Here is a 15,253-nt window from a genome sequence, read left to right on the forward strand (position 1 = left end):
ATATATATTGCGTTTACGTCGTAAACACGCAGAAATACGGCATTTTATATTTTAGTATCACTGTTTGCACGCCCGATTGTCGCCACATACTGACTATCTCCCGTTCAATACTGCATCGATCAAGGTTTTTTGCTGCTGTAAACAATCCGACAGCCTGAACCGATTTTCGACTGTCCGGCGTGCGGCTGCACGCATCTGGAGGCATGCATCGGGATCGCGAAGGACATTCATGATCACTTCCGCCAACACATCCGAGTCAAAAAACGGCACGAGCAGCCCGTTTTGACCTGAGCGGATCACTTCCCGAACAGGCGGCGTGTCCGAACCGATGATAAGCGCGCCGCAGGCCATCGCTTCCACCACCGACCAGGACAGGACGAACGGATATGTCAGATAAATATGTGCGGTGGATATCTGGTAGAGCTTACGGAGTTGGGCGTGCGGAATTGTACCAGGAAATACAATGCGATCCGGCGGCAGATCCAAATTCTTGACCAGATGCTCGCGCCACGATCCGCCACCGGGCGGCGGCGTTCCATAGCTGACGCCATCACCGCCGACAAACACGAAGATCGCATCATCGTTCTGCCGAACGACCTTGGCAGCGGCTTCGAGTGCTTGCGGAAATCCACGATAGGGTTCGAGATCGCGTGCGACGAATGTAATCACGCGCGATTCTCCTGCCTTCAGCGTGCGTCCATCGGGTAGCTGAATCGTGGCGTGACGGTCTGGATAGAAGAGTTTTGTATCCACCCCTTCGTGCACCACGGCGATGCGATTCTGCACGGAACGCGGGTAGAGGCTTTTCTGCCAGTGTGTCGGGCTAAACCCACCATCGATTCCTTCAAGGGTGACGAGCTGGGCCATGTTGCGCAAACGCAGACGCTTGCGAGTTTCGATGTCTGGTCGGTCGCCGGGCGCAAATCCTACATCCGCACCATTGGCACGGTAGAAAAACTCGCAATAACCAAGAGCTGGTGCTGAGGGCAGCACGTCCTTGACGAACATCATGCTGCCCCAACCAATATGACCGATGACGATATCGGGCGCCTGGCCTTGATGAGCCATGGTTTCCAGGGTTTCGGCCACACGGTACCCGATCCTCGTATGATGATCGGGTACTTCGAGATATCTGGCCATCGCACCGCCGGTACGAGGACCAGATTCCACTCTGTGGCGGATGACGCGGACCGCTGGGAGGCGACGGTCCACTGTCTCGCAGATCAGGCTTACATCATGTCCGCTGGTAGCCAGACTTTCGGCTAAAGCAGCAAACTGGCCGAAACCGCGCCTGTGCACAAATGCTATACGCATGTTACGAAACGTGCTCGGCTAGTGCCGAAAAGCATCGCAACATATCAAATGCCAAATCGTGCGGCGTTACCCCACACGAGTTCCAGTCTGTGCAGAGTCTGATAGGCGATCTCGAGATTTCTGAGATCGTCATCATCGCGAGTGAGGATATGGTTGTAGGCCCGGCTTGCATTCCGCAAGCTTGCACACAGCCGCTCACCCTTGTCCGTCAGGCGGATACGGGCAGACCGTTTGTCCCTCTGCGAGGCGACACGATCAACATACCCACCATCGGTAAGCTGTTTAAGATAATAGGAAATGTTGGAACCGACGTAATGTCCGCGATCCAGTAATTCACCCACAGTGAGCTCGACATCGCCGATAGCCATCAGAACCAGGGTCTGGGCCGGGCCGATATCTTCCACGCCCAACTTCGTCAGCTCGGTTTTTAGCAAGCTCACAAAGCGGCGGTTTACTCGTTCTATCATCCGGGCCAGTTCGAAATGCGTGATAACGACTGTATGGACCGGATGTCTGCGTTCCTGTTTTTCGGCGGTAACTTCAGGAAAATCAACGGCAGTAAAGCCATCGACTGATGTTTCGACTTCCACTCCCTCGTGTAGAAGTTTTTGCATCTTTTGCTCTCCATTTTCAATTTTACTTCAAATTTTGAAGAAATTTGCAGTTATATTTTCTTTGCTCCTTTCGCATTTCCCCGCCGTAAGAACCTTTTTTCTGTCACATTCTCTGCAGTATTACTTTACTGATCTTGAGAACTAGCACACAGTTTTTAGGGATATCCGCCACCTGTGACCATTCCAAGGCAGATAGCGTATGAATGATACTCGCGAATTCAAATCGATTGGCAAGAGCCCTGCGCACAAAAAGGGGCAGGACGATTCGGTAACTACGCCCAAAGGCCTGATTTTCAAGGCCCGCCGCGTTTTCCTGTCGGGACTACTTTATGCAGTGCTGCTGAGCGCCTGTATCAATTTGCTACAACTCACTGTACCTCTCTATATGTTGCAGGTTCATGATAGGGTGCTGAACAGCCGAAGCATGGACACGCTCACCATGCTGACCGTGCTCGCCATTGGTGCGATGCTGGTGTTCGGCGTGCTGGAATATATCCGCTCGCTTTCCTTCCAGGCCATGGGCAGCGCGCTCGTGCGCCGCCTGAACCTCGCGGTTCTGACAGCAGCGGTGCAGGCCTCTGTGAATCAGGGGATGCCGAAAGCGACGCAGACGTTGCGCGATCTCAACGAGTTGCGCAGTTTCCTTACATCCCCGGCCATCAATGCTCCGCTCGATGCGGCATGGTCGCCGATTTTCCTCGGCGTTCTGTTCCTGCTTCACCCGATGTTGGGCGTGATCGGTCTCGTCGCCGTCATCATTCTGGTGGCGTGTGGTCTGCTCACCGACCTTTTGACCCGAAATCTGATTCAGGAGGCGAATCAAGCTAACATCGAAGCGGTTTCCAAAATCGGCAGCAGCTTGCGCCACGCCGAAGTCATCGAAGCCATGGGCATGCTTCCAGCGCTCGCTCGTCGATGGCGAACGATGCAGGTTCAGGCGCTGGAAGTACTCGATCTTGGTGGAACACGCGCCCGTGCCCTATCCTCGATTGCCCGCACGGCACGTTTCATCATCCAGATTGGATCGCTCGGTATCGGCACGCTGCTTGCCATGCAGCAGGAAATCACTCCCGGCGCCATGATCGCAACCAGCATCATCATCGGTCGTTTGCTGATGCCGTTCGATCGAATCGTTGAAAACTGGCGCCAGTGGGTCAGCGCAATTGCCAGCTGGAAACGCGTTCAGTCATTGCTTTCGGAAAATCTGGCCGTTCGCCAGACCATGCCAACACCGCGACCCAACGGCGATCTCGTGATCGACAAGCTGATCTATGCAGCGCCGGGCGTCGACGTTCCGATCATCAAGGGCATCTCCTTCTCGATTTCGCCAGGTGAAGTGCTGGGCGTCGTCGGTCCTTCGGCTGCCGGTAAATCAACGCTGGCCCGACTGTTGATCGGTATCGTCAAACCCACGTCAGGCGGCGTTTTCCTCGACGGCAATAACGTTTATCTCTGGGAACGTGGCTCTTTCGGAGAGATTGCCGGCTATCTGCCGCAGTCGGTCTCACTTCTTGATGGAACCATCAAGGACAACATCGCCCGCATGGGTGACAGCGACCCGCATCGCGTGCTGGAAGCCGCGCGCCTTGCCGATGTGCACGAGATGATCGGACGCATGCCGCTCGGCTATGACACGCCGGTCGGCGACGGTCGCCTCACCCTCTCTGGCGGTCAGCGCCAGAGAATCGGGCTCGCCCGCTGCCTCTACAACCGCCCGCGCCTGATCGTTCTCGATGAGCCGAATTCAAATCTCGACGCCGTTGGCGAACGTGCACTGATTCGAGCCGTCGAACATGCCCGCGACGACGGCGCCATTGTCATCATGATCGCACATCGGCCATCTATCATGCAGGTCGCCGACAAGCTGCTGGTACTCGAAAACGGGCGGATTTCGCAGTTCGGTCCGCGCACCGATGTCGTCGCATCACTGACACCTGCCAATAACGGCCCGCAAATGGGAGCAGCGAACGCATGATGGGTAAATCAGTCATTTCTCGTCGTGTTTCCAGCCTGCTCGCACCGCGAGCAGAATCATCGGATCACAAAACTCTCACCCGTTTCGGCAGTGTCAAACCTGAATGGGCGCTTGATCTGGAACGAGAGGATTCGAGATCACCGCTGCGCGGTCTCATCATTGCAGGCCTCGCCACAATCGGTGTCGCTTTCGGTGGATTCTTCGCCTGGGCTTATTCCGCCAATCTGGGAAGTGCGGCAGTCGCAATGGGCACGGTGATTGTCGATTCCAAACGCAAGACAATCAGCCATCTCGAAGGTGGCATTCTTGATCGTCTGCTCGTGCAGGAAGGCGACATAGTCAAGGTCGGCCAGCCCCTGCTCCGGCTTGACGACACCAAGGCACGCTCCGATCTCCAATCTCTGGAGAGCAGGCGCATCGGCCTGATCGCAAAACTGGCCCGCCTGCGCGCCGAGCAATCCGGCGAAAAAGAAATCAGTTTTCCGGAAGGTTTCGCCGATGGCGGCGAGAATGCACAGAACGCCATTCGCGCCGAAAACATCTTCTTCCAGAAACGACTTGCGCAGAAACTGAGCAAGATCGACATCCAGCAGAAGACCATTGAGCAATATACTGAACAGGCCAAGGCCTCCACATCGCAGATAGCGGCAACCGACCGGCAGATCGAGCTTATCAGCGAACAGCGCAAGGCGATTGCCAGCCTTGTTGAAAAAGGCTTTGCCCAGAAATCGAAACTCACGGAAATCGATACACGCCTCAGCCAGCTTGCGGGCGACCGCGGTGAATATGCCGGTGACAAGGCGAAAGCCGAACAGGCAAAAGCCGGCGCAGAGTTCGCCCTGACAGGGATCGAAAGCGATCTCCAGTCGGAGATCGCAGGCGAAATCACCTCCAGTCAGGTCGAGCTTTCCGATGTGCAGGAACGTATCGTTGCCGCGAAGGACGTGATGCGTCGCGTGGAAGTTCGCTCGCCGCAGGATGGTATTGTCGCGAATATCCGGCTGCGAACACCGGGCGGCGTCATCGCACCCGGCGAGGCGATCATGGATATCGTTCCTGAGAACGAACCTTTGGTCGTTGAAATGAAGATCAGCCCGCGTGATATCGACAGCATCTCGGTTGGCGCAGGCGCACAGATCCGGTTAACTGCCTACAATCAGCGCTCAATGGCGCCGCTAGACGGCAAACTGACCTATATTGCCGCCGATCAATCACTCGATGAAAAGACAGATACCGCATTTTTTGTCGCTCGAGCCGAAATTACTCCGGCGTCACTTGCCGCAAATCCGACTGCCCGACTTTATCCTGGCATGCCCGCCGAGATAATCATCGTGCACAAGGAGCGTCGCGCCATCGATTACTTGGTCTCACCTATCACTGATAGTTTGAACCGGGCATTCCGTGAAGATTAATGATCAGATAATTTCAAAGTAAAACTCGATCATAGGTTGAAATTCTGAAAAGGAGGGACGCCGCGCATGACATTTCATGCGCGGCGTCATCTCATTGAAATATTTTCATTTTTCTTTTCATCACCTCGATATTTCAAATTTAGAACTATTTTCTCTGTAAATACAACTTAAATAGAAATTATAATGACTATAAATATCATTCATATTTTTGTTTACATAACTGTAATATAAATTAATGGTAATAATTTGTTACTTATCGTTGCCAAATTTATACCAATTACCAATGTTGCAATTCCAGTTAATGCAGAGCAGACTACTAAGAGCATAATGGTCGGAGCATTCCGGCTTGTGGAAACCCCATACAGGAACACAAGGAGAAGCAGATGGCCACTTTAGAAGGCGGCGCCTACGACGACGTGTTGTTCGGCTCCCGCTTTGACGATTTCATCCGCGCCCATGGCGGTGATGATCTCGTATTCGGAGGCGATGGTAACGACACTGTCTTCGGCGGTAACGGGAGTGACATCCTTTTCGGCGGCACGGGTAACGACACCCTGTTCGGCGAAAACGGGAACGACATTCTCTTCGGTAATGAAGGAAACGACGTCCTGAGCGGCGGCAATGGCAGCGACGTGCTGTATGGCGGCAATGGAGATGACATTCTCCAGGGCGGCAACGGCTCCGACCTGCTCTTTGGCGGCGCGCATAATGACATTCTCTACGGTGGGAATGGCAGCGATATCCTCGATGGCGGTGCCGGAAACGACGTTCTCATCGGCGGAAATGGCAGCGATACATTCCTGTTCAATGGTGGCGGCGGAAACGACGTCATTCTCGACTTCAATCCCGGCGAAGACATTCTGCAAATTCAGAAGGGTATCAATGGTCTTGATATCGCTTCCGCAGACGATCTTGCCGATCGTGTCACGCAGGTTGGTGGCAATGTCGTTGTCGATCTCGGCAATGGCGATTCCGTTACCCTCGTGAACACCAATGCAGACGATGTACAGGCTCATCCCGACCAGTACTTCACTGTTCACTGATTGAACAATTGAGAGCGTGCCCGGCAATCCTCCCGTCGGGCACGTTTCGTCTTTACCGGGCACGCATCTTCCCTAGTTTTGCGTGCCCGGAACTTCCTGCAAGCCGAACTTCCTGCAAGAATGAAAGGGCCTCACATTGAACCTCGATCATTCGGCGGACACTGAAAGCAAAACCGAGAACCTCTCTATTTGCCGTCTTTGCGCCGATGTCGCTGTGGTCATCTGGGATATCCCAGGCCCGGCTCGCACAACCACCAAATGTACATTTGAAATAGCGGTCCAGCCGGTTCCGCTGTTGAGCGTCGGCATTCCGCTCGAGAATGGCGGCCTACGCATGTTTTGGGCCATGCGCACGGGTAAAGAGCCCGTCGAACTTAGGCTCTCCGCAGGCTCTCTCGGCCCTACGGCTCAGGCTATCGTGTATCCGGCTAATGAGCTTGCTCCCTTTGACGTCGAGTATGTCGTGAGCGACCTCACCTTACCCGGCCACATCAAGCTTCTGACCAATATTCTGACCACGTGGCGCAGCACTTTCCGGCTGTCGCGAAACCAGACTTTCGCATCCCTCGTGCGTGACCTGACTTTCGCATTGACGCCGGAACCGCGCGAGGCCCAGCATTGCGGCGAACCGGTTCAGGGACATCACCTTCTTGAAACCGCAGTCGACCCGATGCTGGGCGAGATTTCGGCCATTTATGGCATCACACCCGGCAGCGTCACGGTTATTCCGCCACGATTTGTGGTGGGCAGGCAGGCTCGCAATGCCTGGCAGCCATGCCATTTTCTGCTGGAAGCAGCGCAAGACCTGCCGTCATCGCTGCTGCTGGTGTTCACCGGCCAGAAAGGCGTTGCCGTTCGCAAGCTTGCGGCAACGACCGGTGAACAAACAGATTTCGCCAAGTGGTGGACCAAATGGCAGGGCAATGGTGCTTTGCGGGAGTTTTTAGTTCGCCAGCTCGGCAAACTAAGCCCTTCCGGTGCTGCGGTCGCCATCGACCTGCAAACGCGCACTCCGCTCCCTGTTCGCCAGATAGCACAATCGGCCACCCATCCCGCAGCGGAAATCGATCTCGCATTGGCGCTCGATGGCGGACTGATTGTTGGCGGGTGGATGCATGACCCCGCCGCCATGCTTGCCGATATCGAATATATTCCCGAAAACGGAAGCGCACTGTCGCTGAAGCCGAACTTTCACAAGTTTCCAGCCAAAATTGCCAAGCGGGAAGATACGCCACAGCAGGACGTGACGGGCTTTGTCGCCTGGCTTCCTTCGGTGCAGAATCTTGGGCCGCTCTTGCAGCCGCGGTTCCAGATGCGTCTCGCGTCCGGCACCACCGCGCCCCTCGTCCCCGCACCGCAACCCTTCGAGCCATCGGCGCAGCGTAATCGCATCTTGCGGTCCGTGCCGCCGCAGCAGGCAAGGCCTCACGTCTTCTCGCATATTCTGGGACCAGCTCTCACCGAAGTTGAGAAGAAGCTCGCCGCAACGGTGCGGATATCCGAAGTGAAGGATTACGGGACAACGCCCGCCTCCGCACTCGCATCCATCGTTATTCCACTCTACCGCAACCTGGATTTTCTGCGTTTCCAGTTCTCGTCGATGGCGACGGACCCTTGGCTGACGGAGAATGCAGAGTTCATTTTCGTGCTGGATTCTCCTGAAATTCAGGACGACACCGAGCATATGCTGGGCGGCTTGCACATTCTGCACGATATGCCATTCAAGCTCGCCATCATGAACCGCAATGGTGGTTATGCGCGTGCCTGCAATGCAGGCGCCAGCATTGCGACTGGAGCGACTATCGTGATGCTGAATTCCGACGTCGTTCCTGCGGAACATGGCTGGCTGCAGCAGCTGATCCAGCCTCTGTTCGATCAGCCCAAGCTCGGAGCAATCGGTCCTCGCCTTCTTTTCGAGGATGGCTCGCTTCAACATGCGGGGCTTTATTTTGCCCGCGACCGTCAGGGTGTCTGGCTGAACCACCATTATTACAAGGGTATGCCGGGCAACTATCCGCCTGCGCTTCGTTCGAGGGAGGTGCCGGGGGTTACCGGTGCGTGCCTGATAACACGCAAGGATATCTTCGATCTCGTCGGCGGCTTTACGGAAGACTATGTTATCGGCGACTACGAGGACAGCGATCTCTGCCTGAAGATCAGGCAACTTGGCTTCCAGATATTCTATGAACCCGCCGTAGCACTTTACCATTTCGAGCGCCGTTCGATCCGCCGCAGCACGGATTACATGCGCGGCCTCGCCAGTCAATATAATTCCTGGCTCCACACACAGCGCTGGGATGATGACATTACCGAATTGATGGTCCTGCCCCAGGAACAGGAAGGCACTGCCGACCTGTCCAATGTGATCATGACCAAATCTGAAAGGAGCGCCGCTTGACGGACGTGGTAGCGCTGAAACAGCCAGAATTTGAAGCCAAACCAGCAATACCGGATGCGCAGATCGATTGGCTGATGCAGTCTGTTTTGAAGAACCGCTTTTTGCCCTCCCCCGACCCGAACAGCGTGTTCGTCGGCGACGGGGATTATCGTGCAGTCGGCGCCGAATTTCTCGGTCATTTCATTCGCAAGGGCGGGCTTCGACCCGATGCCCGTGTGCTCGATATCGGTTCGGGTATCGGTCGCATGGCAGTGCCGCTGACGCAATATCTCGACTCGGCAAAAGCGCGCTATTCCGGGATTGATCCCGTGGCAGGCGGCGTGAACTGGTGTCGCCAGAACATCACATCGCGTTATCCGAACTTCGAGTTCCGACACATCGATATTGCCCACGACCTCTATAACCCAAAAGGGGCGGTCAACGGGCTCAATCTCGTCCTGCCTTTCGCGGACAAGAGCTTCGACTTCATCATCATGACATCGGTGGTCACGCATCTGACGTCAGACGAGGTCAAGACCTATCTCGATCAGATTTCTCGCGTCCTCGTTCCCGGTGGAAAATTATTCATGACGGCCTTCGTCGTGGACGATGTGGCCGCGCGCGACCGCCTTGGCAAACGGGACAAACGACTTGCATTTGAACGCCATGGCAACGGACCGTGCTGGTTCGTACCGGAATTGCCGCCGCTTGCCGCGGTCGGGTTTGAAAACGGCTTTCTGGATCGTGCGCTTGCCGGCGCGAAACTGACACTAGAGACAAGATCCTTCGGTCACTGGCGCGGCATCGAAGCGGATCACTATCAGGATCTTTTCATCGCCTCGCGAGGTGCTGCCTGATGGCCCAGCGTGTGCTCATAGCAGCCCATAACCATCCATCTCTGCACCCTGGCGGAACTGAAATTTTCGCGCATGATCTATTCCGCGCCTATCAGCGCGCCGGTTGCGAAGCCATGTTCATGGGGGCCACTAACAAGGTGCATCGTGAGGCTCGTCCCGGTACGAGCTTTCAGAGCATCGGCAATGGCGGCGATGAAATCCTGCTCTGGTCCGGTCATTTCGACCGGTTCTACATGAGCCAGATCGACCTTTACGGGATCGTTCCCGACATTGTCGAACTACTGCAGGATTTTCGGCCTGATGTCGTCCATCTGCACCATCTGCTTTTGCTCGGCGCCGAATTCCCGCATATCGTGCGCCGAACTTTACCGGATTGCCGCATCATTCTGACTTTGCACGACTATTACCCCATCTGTCACCATGATGGCCTGATGGTTCGCACCACTGGAAAGGAACTGTGTCATGGGGCCGGTCCTGACCGCTGCCATGCCTGTTTCAAGGACATCGCGCTTGATAAATTCGTACTGCGTGAACGGCATATCAAATCGCTCCTCAGCGCAGTCGATGCATTCGTCTCACCGAGTGAGTTTCTGAAACAACGCTATGTCGAATGGGGACTTGCGGAAGAGCTGATCAGCGTCATTCCCAATGGCCAACCGGAACGCCCCGCAGCCGAAACGCGGCAGGTCGAGCGCAACAAACCGGTCTTCGGCTATTTCGGCAATCTCAATCCGTGGAAGGGCGCAACGGTCCTGCTTGAAGCAGCACAGCAACTTATTTCCGAGGGTTTCGATTTCGAATTGCGCGTGCATGGTGCAGCGCCATTTCAAAGCGAAAGCTTTGTCAGCGAAATCGACCGGCTCTTTGCCGAGACATCGCCGTTTGTCCAGCGTCGGGGTGCTTATCGTCGTGAGGACATTGCCCAGCTGATCCGGTCCGTCGACTGCGCCATCATGCCGTCGATCTGGTGGGAAAATGCTCCGCTCGTCATTCAGGAAGCACAGGGACAAAACCGTCCTGTCATATGCAGCAATATCGGCGGAATGGCCGAAATGATTGAGAATGAGGTCAATGGCCTTACCGTTCCGCCAAATGATCCGCTCGCGCTCGCCCAGGCGATGCGTCGAATGGCGGAAAACCCGGACTTGCGCCAGTCGCTCAGCGAGAATGCGCGTCATCCGGACACCATCGACACGACTGCTGCACGCTATCTCGATCTGATCGGGACACTGCGTATCGCGCGTGTCGAGGCAGCATAAGAGGTAAATCATGAACATCGCGACCAAAGTTCCATCCGAGGGGGAAACCAAACAGGCAGCGGCCCCCAATGCCGCTGCCGCGCCTCAAAGGACCGAAGCCATGAAAGGACGCGTTGACGCCATCGAGGAAGGCCGTCTCTATGGCTGGGCCTTCGATCCATCCGTTCCGACAGAACGGCTTCTGATCCGCGTTCTGCTGGACGATAAGCCTATTGCTGAAGCCCCCGCCGACAATGATCGCCCTGATCTGAAGCGCAACGGTATCGGCGATGGCAAGCATGCTTTTGAAGTGATGCTGCCGCAGTTTGCCGCTGCTCGGGCTGGCGAACTCGTTGTCGTCGCCGCCAATGCGTCTGGCGCGGAGCAGAAGCTACGTGTACCGAAGCCCGACGAACAGGCGGCCGAAGCGCTTATCGCCGCGCCGATGACGCGCATTCTGGACAAGCTCGACATGCTGATGGCAGCGCAGCGCCAGTTGCAAGTCAACCAACGTTCGTTGCAGCGCGTCGCGCCTACCCTTGATGCATCCGGCAATGCCGCCCCGGCAGAACTGCTGGACATTGCAAGCTCCGTCGACGGTCTGCGAACCGATCTCCATCAGCGCATGACCGAACTTGACGTGCACATCATGCGCATGGACGGCGTTGTTGCAGGATTGGAACAGCGTCTGGATGACGTGCGCAAGCGAAGCGGCGGCGACCTCAAGTTCCTGATCTTGCTGGCTGCCGTCTTGACGGGTTTTGTCGCAGGCGCATTGCTGACCCTTGCGGTCATGCCCTGAGGAAAAACCTTATGGCGCAAGACGAGAGACCTATCACGCAGCAGCCGACAGCAAGACCAACTCGTGCACCGGATCGCCCTCCCATGATGATGGAGGGTGAAATGGTCGTCGGCAGCGCGATCGAAGACACGCTGGCATTGGTGCTCGGCATCGGCAGTGCAACAAACGATCAGGTAACAGCGTTCCTGAATGGCGATCCTGCCATGAGCGTGAAGACGAACCTGATTACATGGCCACTCAGGGAGCCTTCACCTGCCGGAACACATGGTTTCGTCGCCATCGTGCCAACGGCTGCTTTGCGCCGTGGCACTCTCAAGACGATCATGTTCCAACACCGGGCAAAGGTCGCCCGCTACAATTTCGCATCGCGCTCCGCTTCTATTGCCGATTTTGTCGCCATGATCGGCGATCTAGCCGGACCGAGCTTGCCGGGCGTCATCGATGAACTGGTGGAAGGTCTGATTTCCGGCCCTATCAGCCGGAAGAAACTTTCGGCCATCACCGTTCTGCTGCAGGCGGGGGCCCGTTCTGACGGCTGCATCGAACTCATCGGCGGCAGCGATGAAGGCGAGATTTTCGTTCAGGGCTGGGCGCAGGATCTGACGCCCGCCGTAACCCGGCTGCTGATCAGCGGCAAGAATCCATCACTTGCGGAATGCGCAGTCAGCGTTTTCGCACGGCCAGATCTCAATGATGAAGCTTCCGGATTTGCAGGCCTTCTTCTTGCCAACGAACCGGTCGAACCGACTGATATCGAACGGCTTCTGTTTCGCGGGCGAAGGGGCTGGCGTTTTACCGAAGTCTACGACCGCAGGCTGCTGTCCGGCTCGCGTGAAACGCCGGGCCATATCCGGGCAATTCTGCCGCGGGTACGCAGCTCGACAGACATCCTGCTGCGCATGCGTTCCGCCGCAAACCGTTTCGATGGTGCCGACACGGTATCCAGCCTTCCCTTTCCTGTCCGGATGGGGATAGACAATGTCTTCCGGGTGGAAGGCAGCGGCATGCTGGTTTCGGGCTGGCTGCTCGATCCCGATAGCCACGTGGAAAGTGTGAAGCTGCGCCGTCATCGCGGTGAAATCCAGATCGATACCAGTTGGACCCGCATCGACCGGCCCGACGTCACCCACGAATTCGACAATCAGCCGCCATTCAATGCCGGGCTGGACCCCAGCCGTCACGCGCATGGTTTCGTTGCCTTTGCACCCGAGCTTGCAGGCGACAGCACATCGCCATTCTATCTAGAACTTGCAATCAGCGACGGACGGCGCGCATTTTTTCCATTGACGCCAACCCGTGTCACCTCGCGTGACGCTATCGTACGGCAAATCCGCGCGACCGATCCAAATGCATGGGCGCTGCGCCATATTGTCGACCAGCAGCTCGTGCCGCTGCTACGCGGCGTCAACCGTCCTGCGCCGGAAGTCTTTGGCGTAGTCGATCTCGGCCCCTTCGAAGATGCGATAGGGCCTGCGATCATCATCGGCATCGACGAGCGCGTCGAGGAAATCGAACCTTTGCTGGCGCTTCTCGCGCTTGATCCCGAAACCCGCATCGCGCCAATCGTAATCGCAGCTGCAACCGAGATCATCGACCGCATCGGCGTACAAATCAGGCGTCTTGCGGATTTCTACCGCCTGCGCATCAGGCTCGTTTCAGCTACGGGGTCGGAAGACCTCTACGATGCACTGGAAGTCGGCGCCCGCACGGTTTCGACAGATCAGGTCATATTTCTGGCCGGATCGCTGCTGCCGCGCCGCTCCGGATGGCTGAACAAGCTCATCAGCGCCTATGAAGCGCACAAGGACTGCGTGCTGTCTCCCACCCTTGCCTATGAGGATGATTCAATTCGCTGGGCGGGAACCTGGGTTGCCGGACCGCAATCCGGCATGTCGGCGGATCGCGCTCTGATTAGCCGCTACGCCGGTTATCCCATCGACGCCGTTTCAGGAATGTTCTTGACGGAAGTCGCAACGGCTACGTTCGAGTGCTGCATCCTTCCGCGTGAAGCCCTGTTTTCCGTCGGTGGTTTCACGCGCGGTTATCTCGGCACCCATGAAAAGGGACTGGATCTCGGATTGAAACTCAAACAATCGGGCTTGCGCTCCTATTGGTTACCATCAGCGCAGATGCTGGGAGCAGACGATACATCCGTAACTGACAGGGCATCGACCATAGCGCTCATTGAGCGCATTGACCGGCAGGTCTTCGATGCACGGTGGTCCTCCATTCTCGCTGGCAGGCGTAACGTACAGGTGGAGGAACCCGCATGAGCGATAAACTCCGTGTTCTCGTCATCTCGCACGCTCACCCATCGATCTCGCTCGGTGGCGGTGAAATCGCTTCCTACAATCTGCACAAGGGTTTGAACACCATTCCCGATGTGCAGTCAGTCTATCTGGCCCGAGCCGCTCATCCGATCCCTCGGCATGGCACGACGGCTCTCATGAGCATGCGGCGCGCCAGCGACGAAATCCTGTTCCATGCCGACGAATACGATCACTTCTATCTGTCGAACAAGAACACCGATGAAATCCGCCGTGACCTGCTGCGCTTTGTCCGCGACTTCGATCCGGACATCGTGCATTTCCATCATGTTCTCGGCCTCGGGCTTGAAACGCTCTATGCCATCCGCGAGGCACTGCCGGATCGCATCATTCTGGTAACGTTTCATGAATTCCTGTCGATCTGCAACAATGATGGCCAGATGGTCAAAGCTGGCACCTCCAAGCTCTGCAACGAGGCGTCCCCTATCGATTGCCACGGCTGTTTTCCGCAGATACCGCCAGCGCGTTTTCTCAAGCGCGAACGTTTCGTGCGCGGCATGCTGGAACTGGCCGACGCATTTGTGTCGCCGAGCGAGTTCCTTGCCAACCGCTATCTGGAATGGGGCCTCAACCCCGACAAGATGGCAGTCATCGAGAACGGCATCGCCATCCGTGATGTTACCCCTCCGCGTGAGCTGACCGGCCCGAACCCGCGTCGCAGTCGCTTTGCCTTTTTCGGTCAGATCAACCCGTTCAAGGGCATAGACGTTCTGGTCGATGCCGTATCGCGTGTGCCGGAACAGGTATGGGGCGAGGATTCCCGCCTGATGATCTTCGGCGGCAATCTGGAAAAGCAGCCACCCGCTTTTCAGGAACGCATGCAGAAATTGATTGAAGAGGCTGGTCCGCGTGTGCGTTTCTATGGTGCGTACCAGAATGCTGAAATGCCGCGCCTCATGCAGTCGGTCGACTGGGTGGTCATGCCCTCAATCTGGTGGGAAAATTCACCCATTGTCATTCAGGAGGCGCTGCACCATCGCCGTCCGGTCATCTGCTCGAATATTGGCGGCATGGCTGAGAAAATCCGCGATGGCGAAGACGGCCTGCATTTCCGTGTTCGCAGCGCCGAGGATCTGGCCGACCGTTTTACAGAAGTGCTCAGCGAGCCGAGCATATGGGATAGACTGCATCATTCCATCCGCAATCCGGTCCACTATGTCGATTGCGCAAAGGAACATCTGGACCTCTACAACCGGCTGCGTGGGTCAAAACCCCGCAGACAGAAACCGGCAGTTACGCAAACTGCTCTTTCTCAGGCAAGCTGAGCCTGGCTTGACCTTAGTGAAACAGAAGG

11 protein-coding genes are annotated in these 15,253 nt (G+C 56.3%); 9 read left to right on the forward strand and 2 right to left on the reverse strand.

The window, feature by feature from the left end:
• Positions 1-93: 93 nt before the first annotated feature.
• Both AC1RHM_RS14325 and AC1RHM_RS14330 read right to left on the reverse strand, forming a co-directional pair.
• On the reverse strand, positions 94-1,314 hold the full coding sequence (locus AC1RHM_RS14325; protein WP_151576816.1) for a glycosyltransferase family 4 protein: 1,221 nt from the start codon (positions 1,312-1,314) through the stop codon (positions 94-96).
• A gap of 44 nt (positions 1,315-1,358) precedes the next feature.
• Positions 1,359-1,928: a MarR family winged helix-turn-helix transcriptional regulator gene (locus AC1RHM_RS14330; RefSeq protein ID WP_010658636.1), complete on the reverse strand. Its 570-nt coding sequence runs from the start codon at positions 1,926-1,928 to the stop codon at positions 1,359-1,361.
• Between the two features lie 199 nt (positions 1,929-2,127).
• On the opposite strand from AC1RHM_RS14330, the gene AC1RHM_RS14335 reads away from it, so the two are divergent.
• From AC1RHM_RS14335 to AC1RHM_RS14375, 9 genes are all read left to right on the forward strand, one after another.
• Positions 2,128-3,903 carry a type I secretion system permease/ATPase gene (locus AC1RHM_RS14335; RefSeq protein WP_012092860.1) on the forward strand — a complete coding sequence of 592 codons (1,776 nt, stop codon included), beginning with the start codon at positions 2,128-2,130 and terminating at the stop codon, positions 3,901-3,903.
• A complete protein-coding gene (locus AC1RHM_RS14340) occupies positions 3,900-5,315 on the forward strand; it encodes an HlyD family type I secretion periplasmic adaptor subunit (protein ID WP_010658634.1) in 1,416 nt (471 codons plus the stop codon). Before AC1RHM_RS14335 ends, AC1RHM_RS14340 begins: the two co-directional genes overlap by 4 nt.
• A gap of 383 nt (positions 5,316-5,698) precedes the next feature.
• On the forward strand, positions 5,699-6,358 hold the full coding sequence (locus AC1RHM_RS14345) for a calcium-binding protein (RefSeq protein WP_010658633.1): 660 nt from the start codon (positions 5,699-5,701) through the stop codon (positions 6,356-6,358).
• 136 nt (positions 6,359-6,494) lie between these two features.
• Positions 6,495-8,756, forward strand: coding sequence for a glycosyltransferase family 2 protein (locus AC1RHM_RS14350; protein ID WP_151576815.1), 2,262 nt, complete (start codon positions 6,495-6,497; stop codon positions 8,754-8,756).
• On the forward strand, positions 8,753-9,592 hold the full coding sequence (locus AC1RHM_RS14355) for a class I SAM-dependent methyltransferase (RefSeq protein WP_010658631.1): 840 nt from the start codon (positions 8,753-8,755) through the stop codon (positions 9,590-9,592). Before AC1RHM_RS14350 ends, AC1RHM_RS14355 begins: the two co-directional genes overlap by 4 nt.
• Complete coding sequence (locus AC1RHM_RS14360) at positions 9,592-10,851, forward strand: glycosyltransferase family 4 protein (RefSeq protein WP_010658630.1); 1,260 nt, start codon at positions 9,592-9,594, stop codon at positions 10,849-10,851. Before AC1RHM_RS14355 ends, AC1RHM_RS14360 begins: the two co-directional genes overlap by 1 nt.
• A gap of 10 nt (positions 10,852-10,861) precedes the next feature.
• Entirely contained in the window at positions 10,862-11,632 is a 771-nt protein-coding gene (locus tag AC1RHM_RS14365) for a hypothetical protein (protein WP_010658629.1), read from the forward strand.
• An 11-nt stretch (positions 11,633-11,643) separates the two neighbouring features.
• Positions 11,644-13,905, forward strand: coding sequence for a glycosyltransferase family 2 protein (locus AC1RHM_RS14370; RefSeq protein WP_010658628.1), 2,262 nt, complete (start codon positions 11,644-11,646; stop codon positions 13,903-13,905).
• The gene (locus AC1RHM_RS14375) at positions 13,902-15,224 is read left to right on the forward strand and encodes a glycosyltransferase family 4 protein (protein WP_010658627.1); all 1,323 of its coding nucleotides are present in this window, start codon (positions 13,902-13,904) and stop codon (positions 15,222-15,224) included. The genes AC1RHM_RS14370 and AC1RHM_RS14375 overlap by 4 nt, the downstream gene beginning before the upstream one ends.
• The last annotated feature ends 29 nt before the right edge of the window (positions 15,225-15,253 follow it).

It is taken from the genome of Brucella sp. GW823-FHT04E01, assembly GCF_058796175.1.

What these genes read in the sequence shown, in the direction of transcription:
- AC1RHM_RS14325 (WP_151576816.1), bottom strand. Translation starts at nt 1,314, where the DNA reads ATGCGTATAGCATTTGTGCACAGGCGCGGTTTCGGCCAGTTTGCTGCT.
- AC1RHM_RS14330 (WP_010658636.1), bottom strand. Translation starts at nt 1,928, where the DNA reads ATGCAAAAACTTCTACACGAGGGAGTGGAAGTCGAAACATCAGTCGAT.
- AC1RHM_RS14335 (WP_012092860.1), top strand. Translation starts at nt 2,128, where the DNA reads ATGAATGATACTCGCGAATTCAAATCGATTGGCAAGAGCCCTGCGCAC.
- AC1RHM_RS14340 (WP_010658634.1), top strand. Translation starts at nt 3,900, where the DNA reads ATGATGGGTAAATCAGTCATTTCTCGTCGTGTTTCCAGCCTGCTCGCA.
- AC1RHM_RS14345 (WP_010658633.1), top strand. Translation starts at nt 5,699, where the DNA reads ATGGCCACTTTAGAAGGCGGCGCCTACGACGACGTGTTGTTCGGCTCC.
- AC1RHM_RS14360 (WP_010658630.1), top strand. Translation starts at nt 9,592, where the DNA reads ATGGCCCAGCGTGTGCTCATAGCAGCCCATAACCATCCATCTCTGCAC.
- AC1RHM_RS14365 (WP_010658629.1), top strand. Translation starts at nt 10,862, where the DNA reads ATGAACATCGCGACCAAAGTTCCATCCGAGGGGGAAACCAAACAGGCA.
- AC1RHM_RS14370 (WP_010658628.1), top strand. Translation starts at nt 11,644, where the DNA reads ATGGCGCAAGACGAGAGACCTATCACGCAGCAGCCGACAGCAAGACCA.
- AC1RHM_RS14375 (WP_010658627.1), top strand. Translation starts at nt 13,902, where the DNA reads ATGAGCGATAAACTCCGTGTTCTCGTCATCTCGCACGCTCACCCATCG.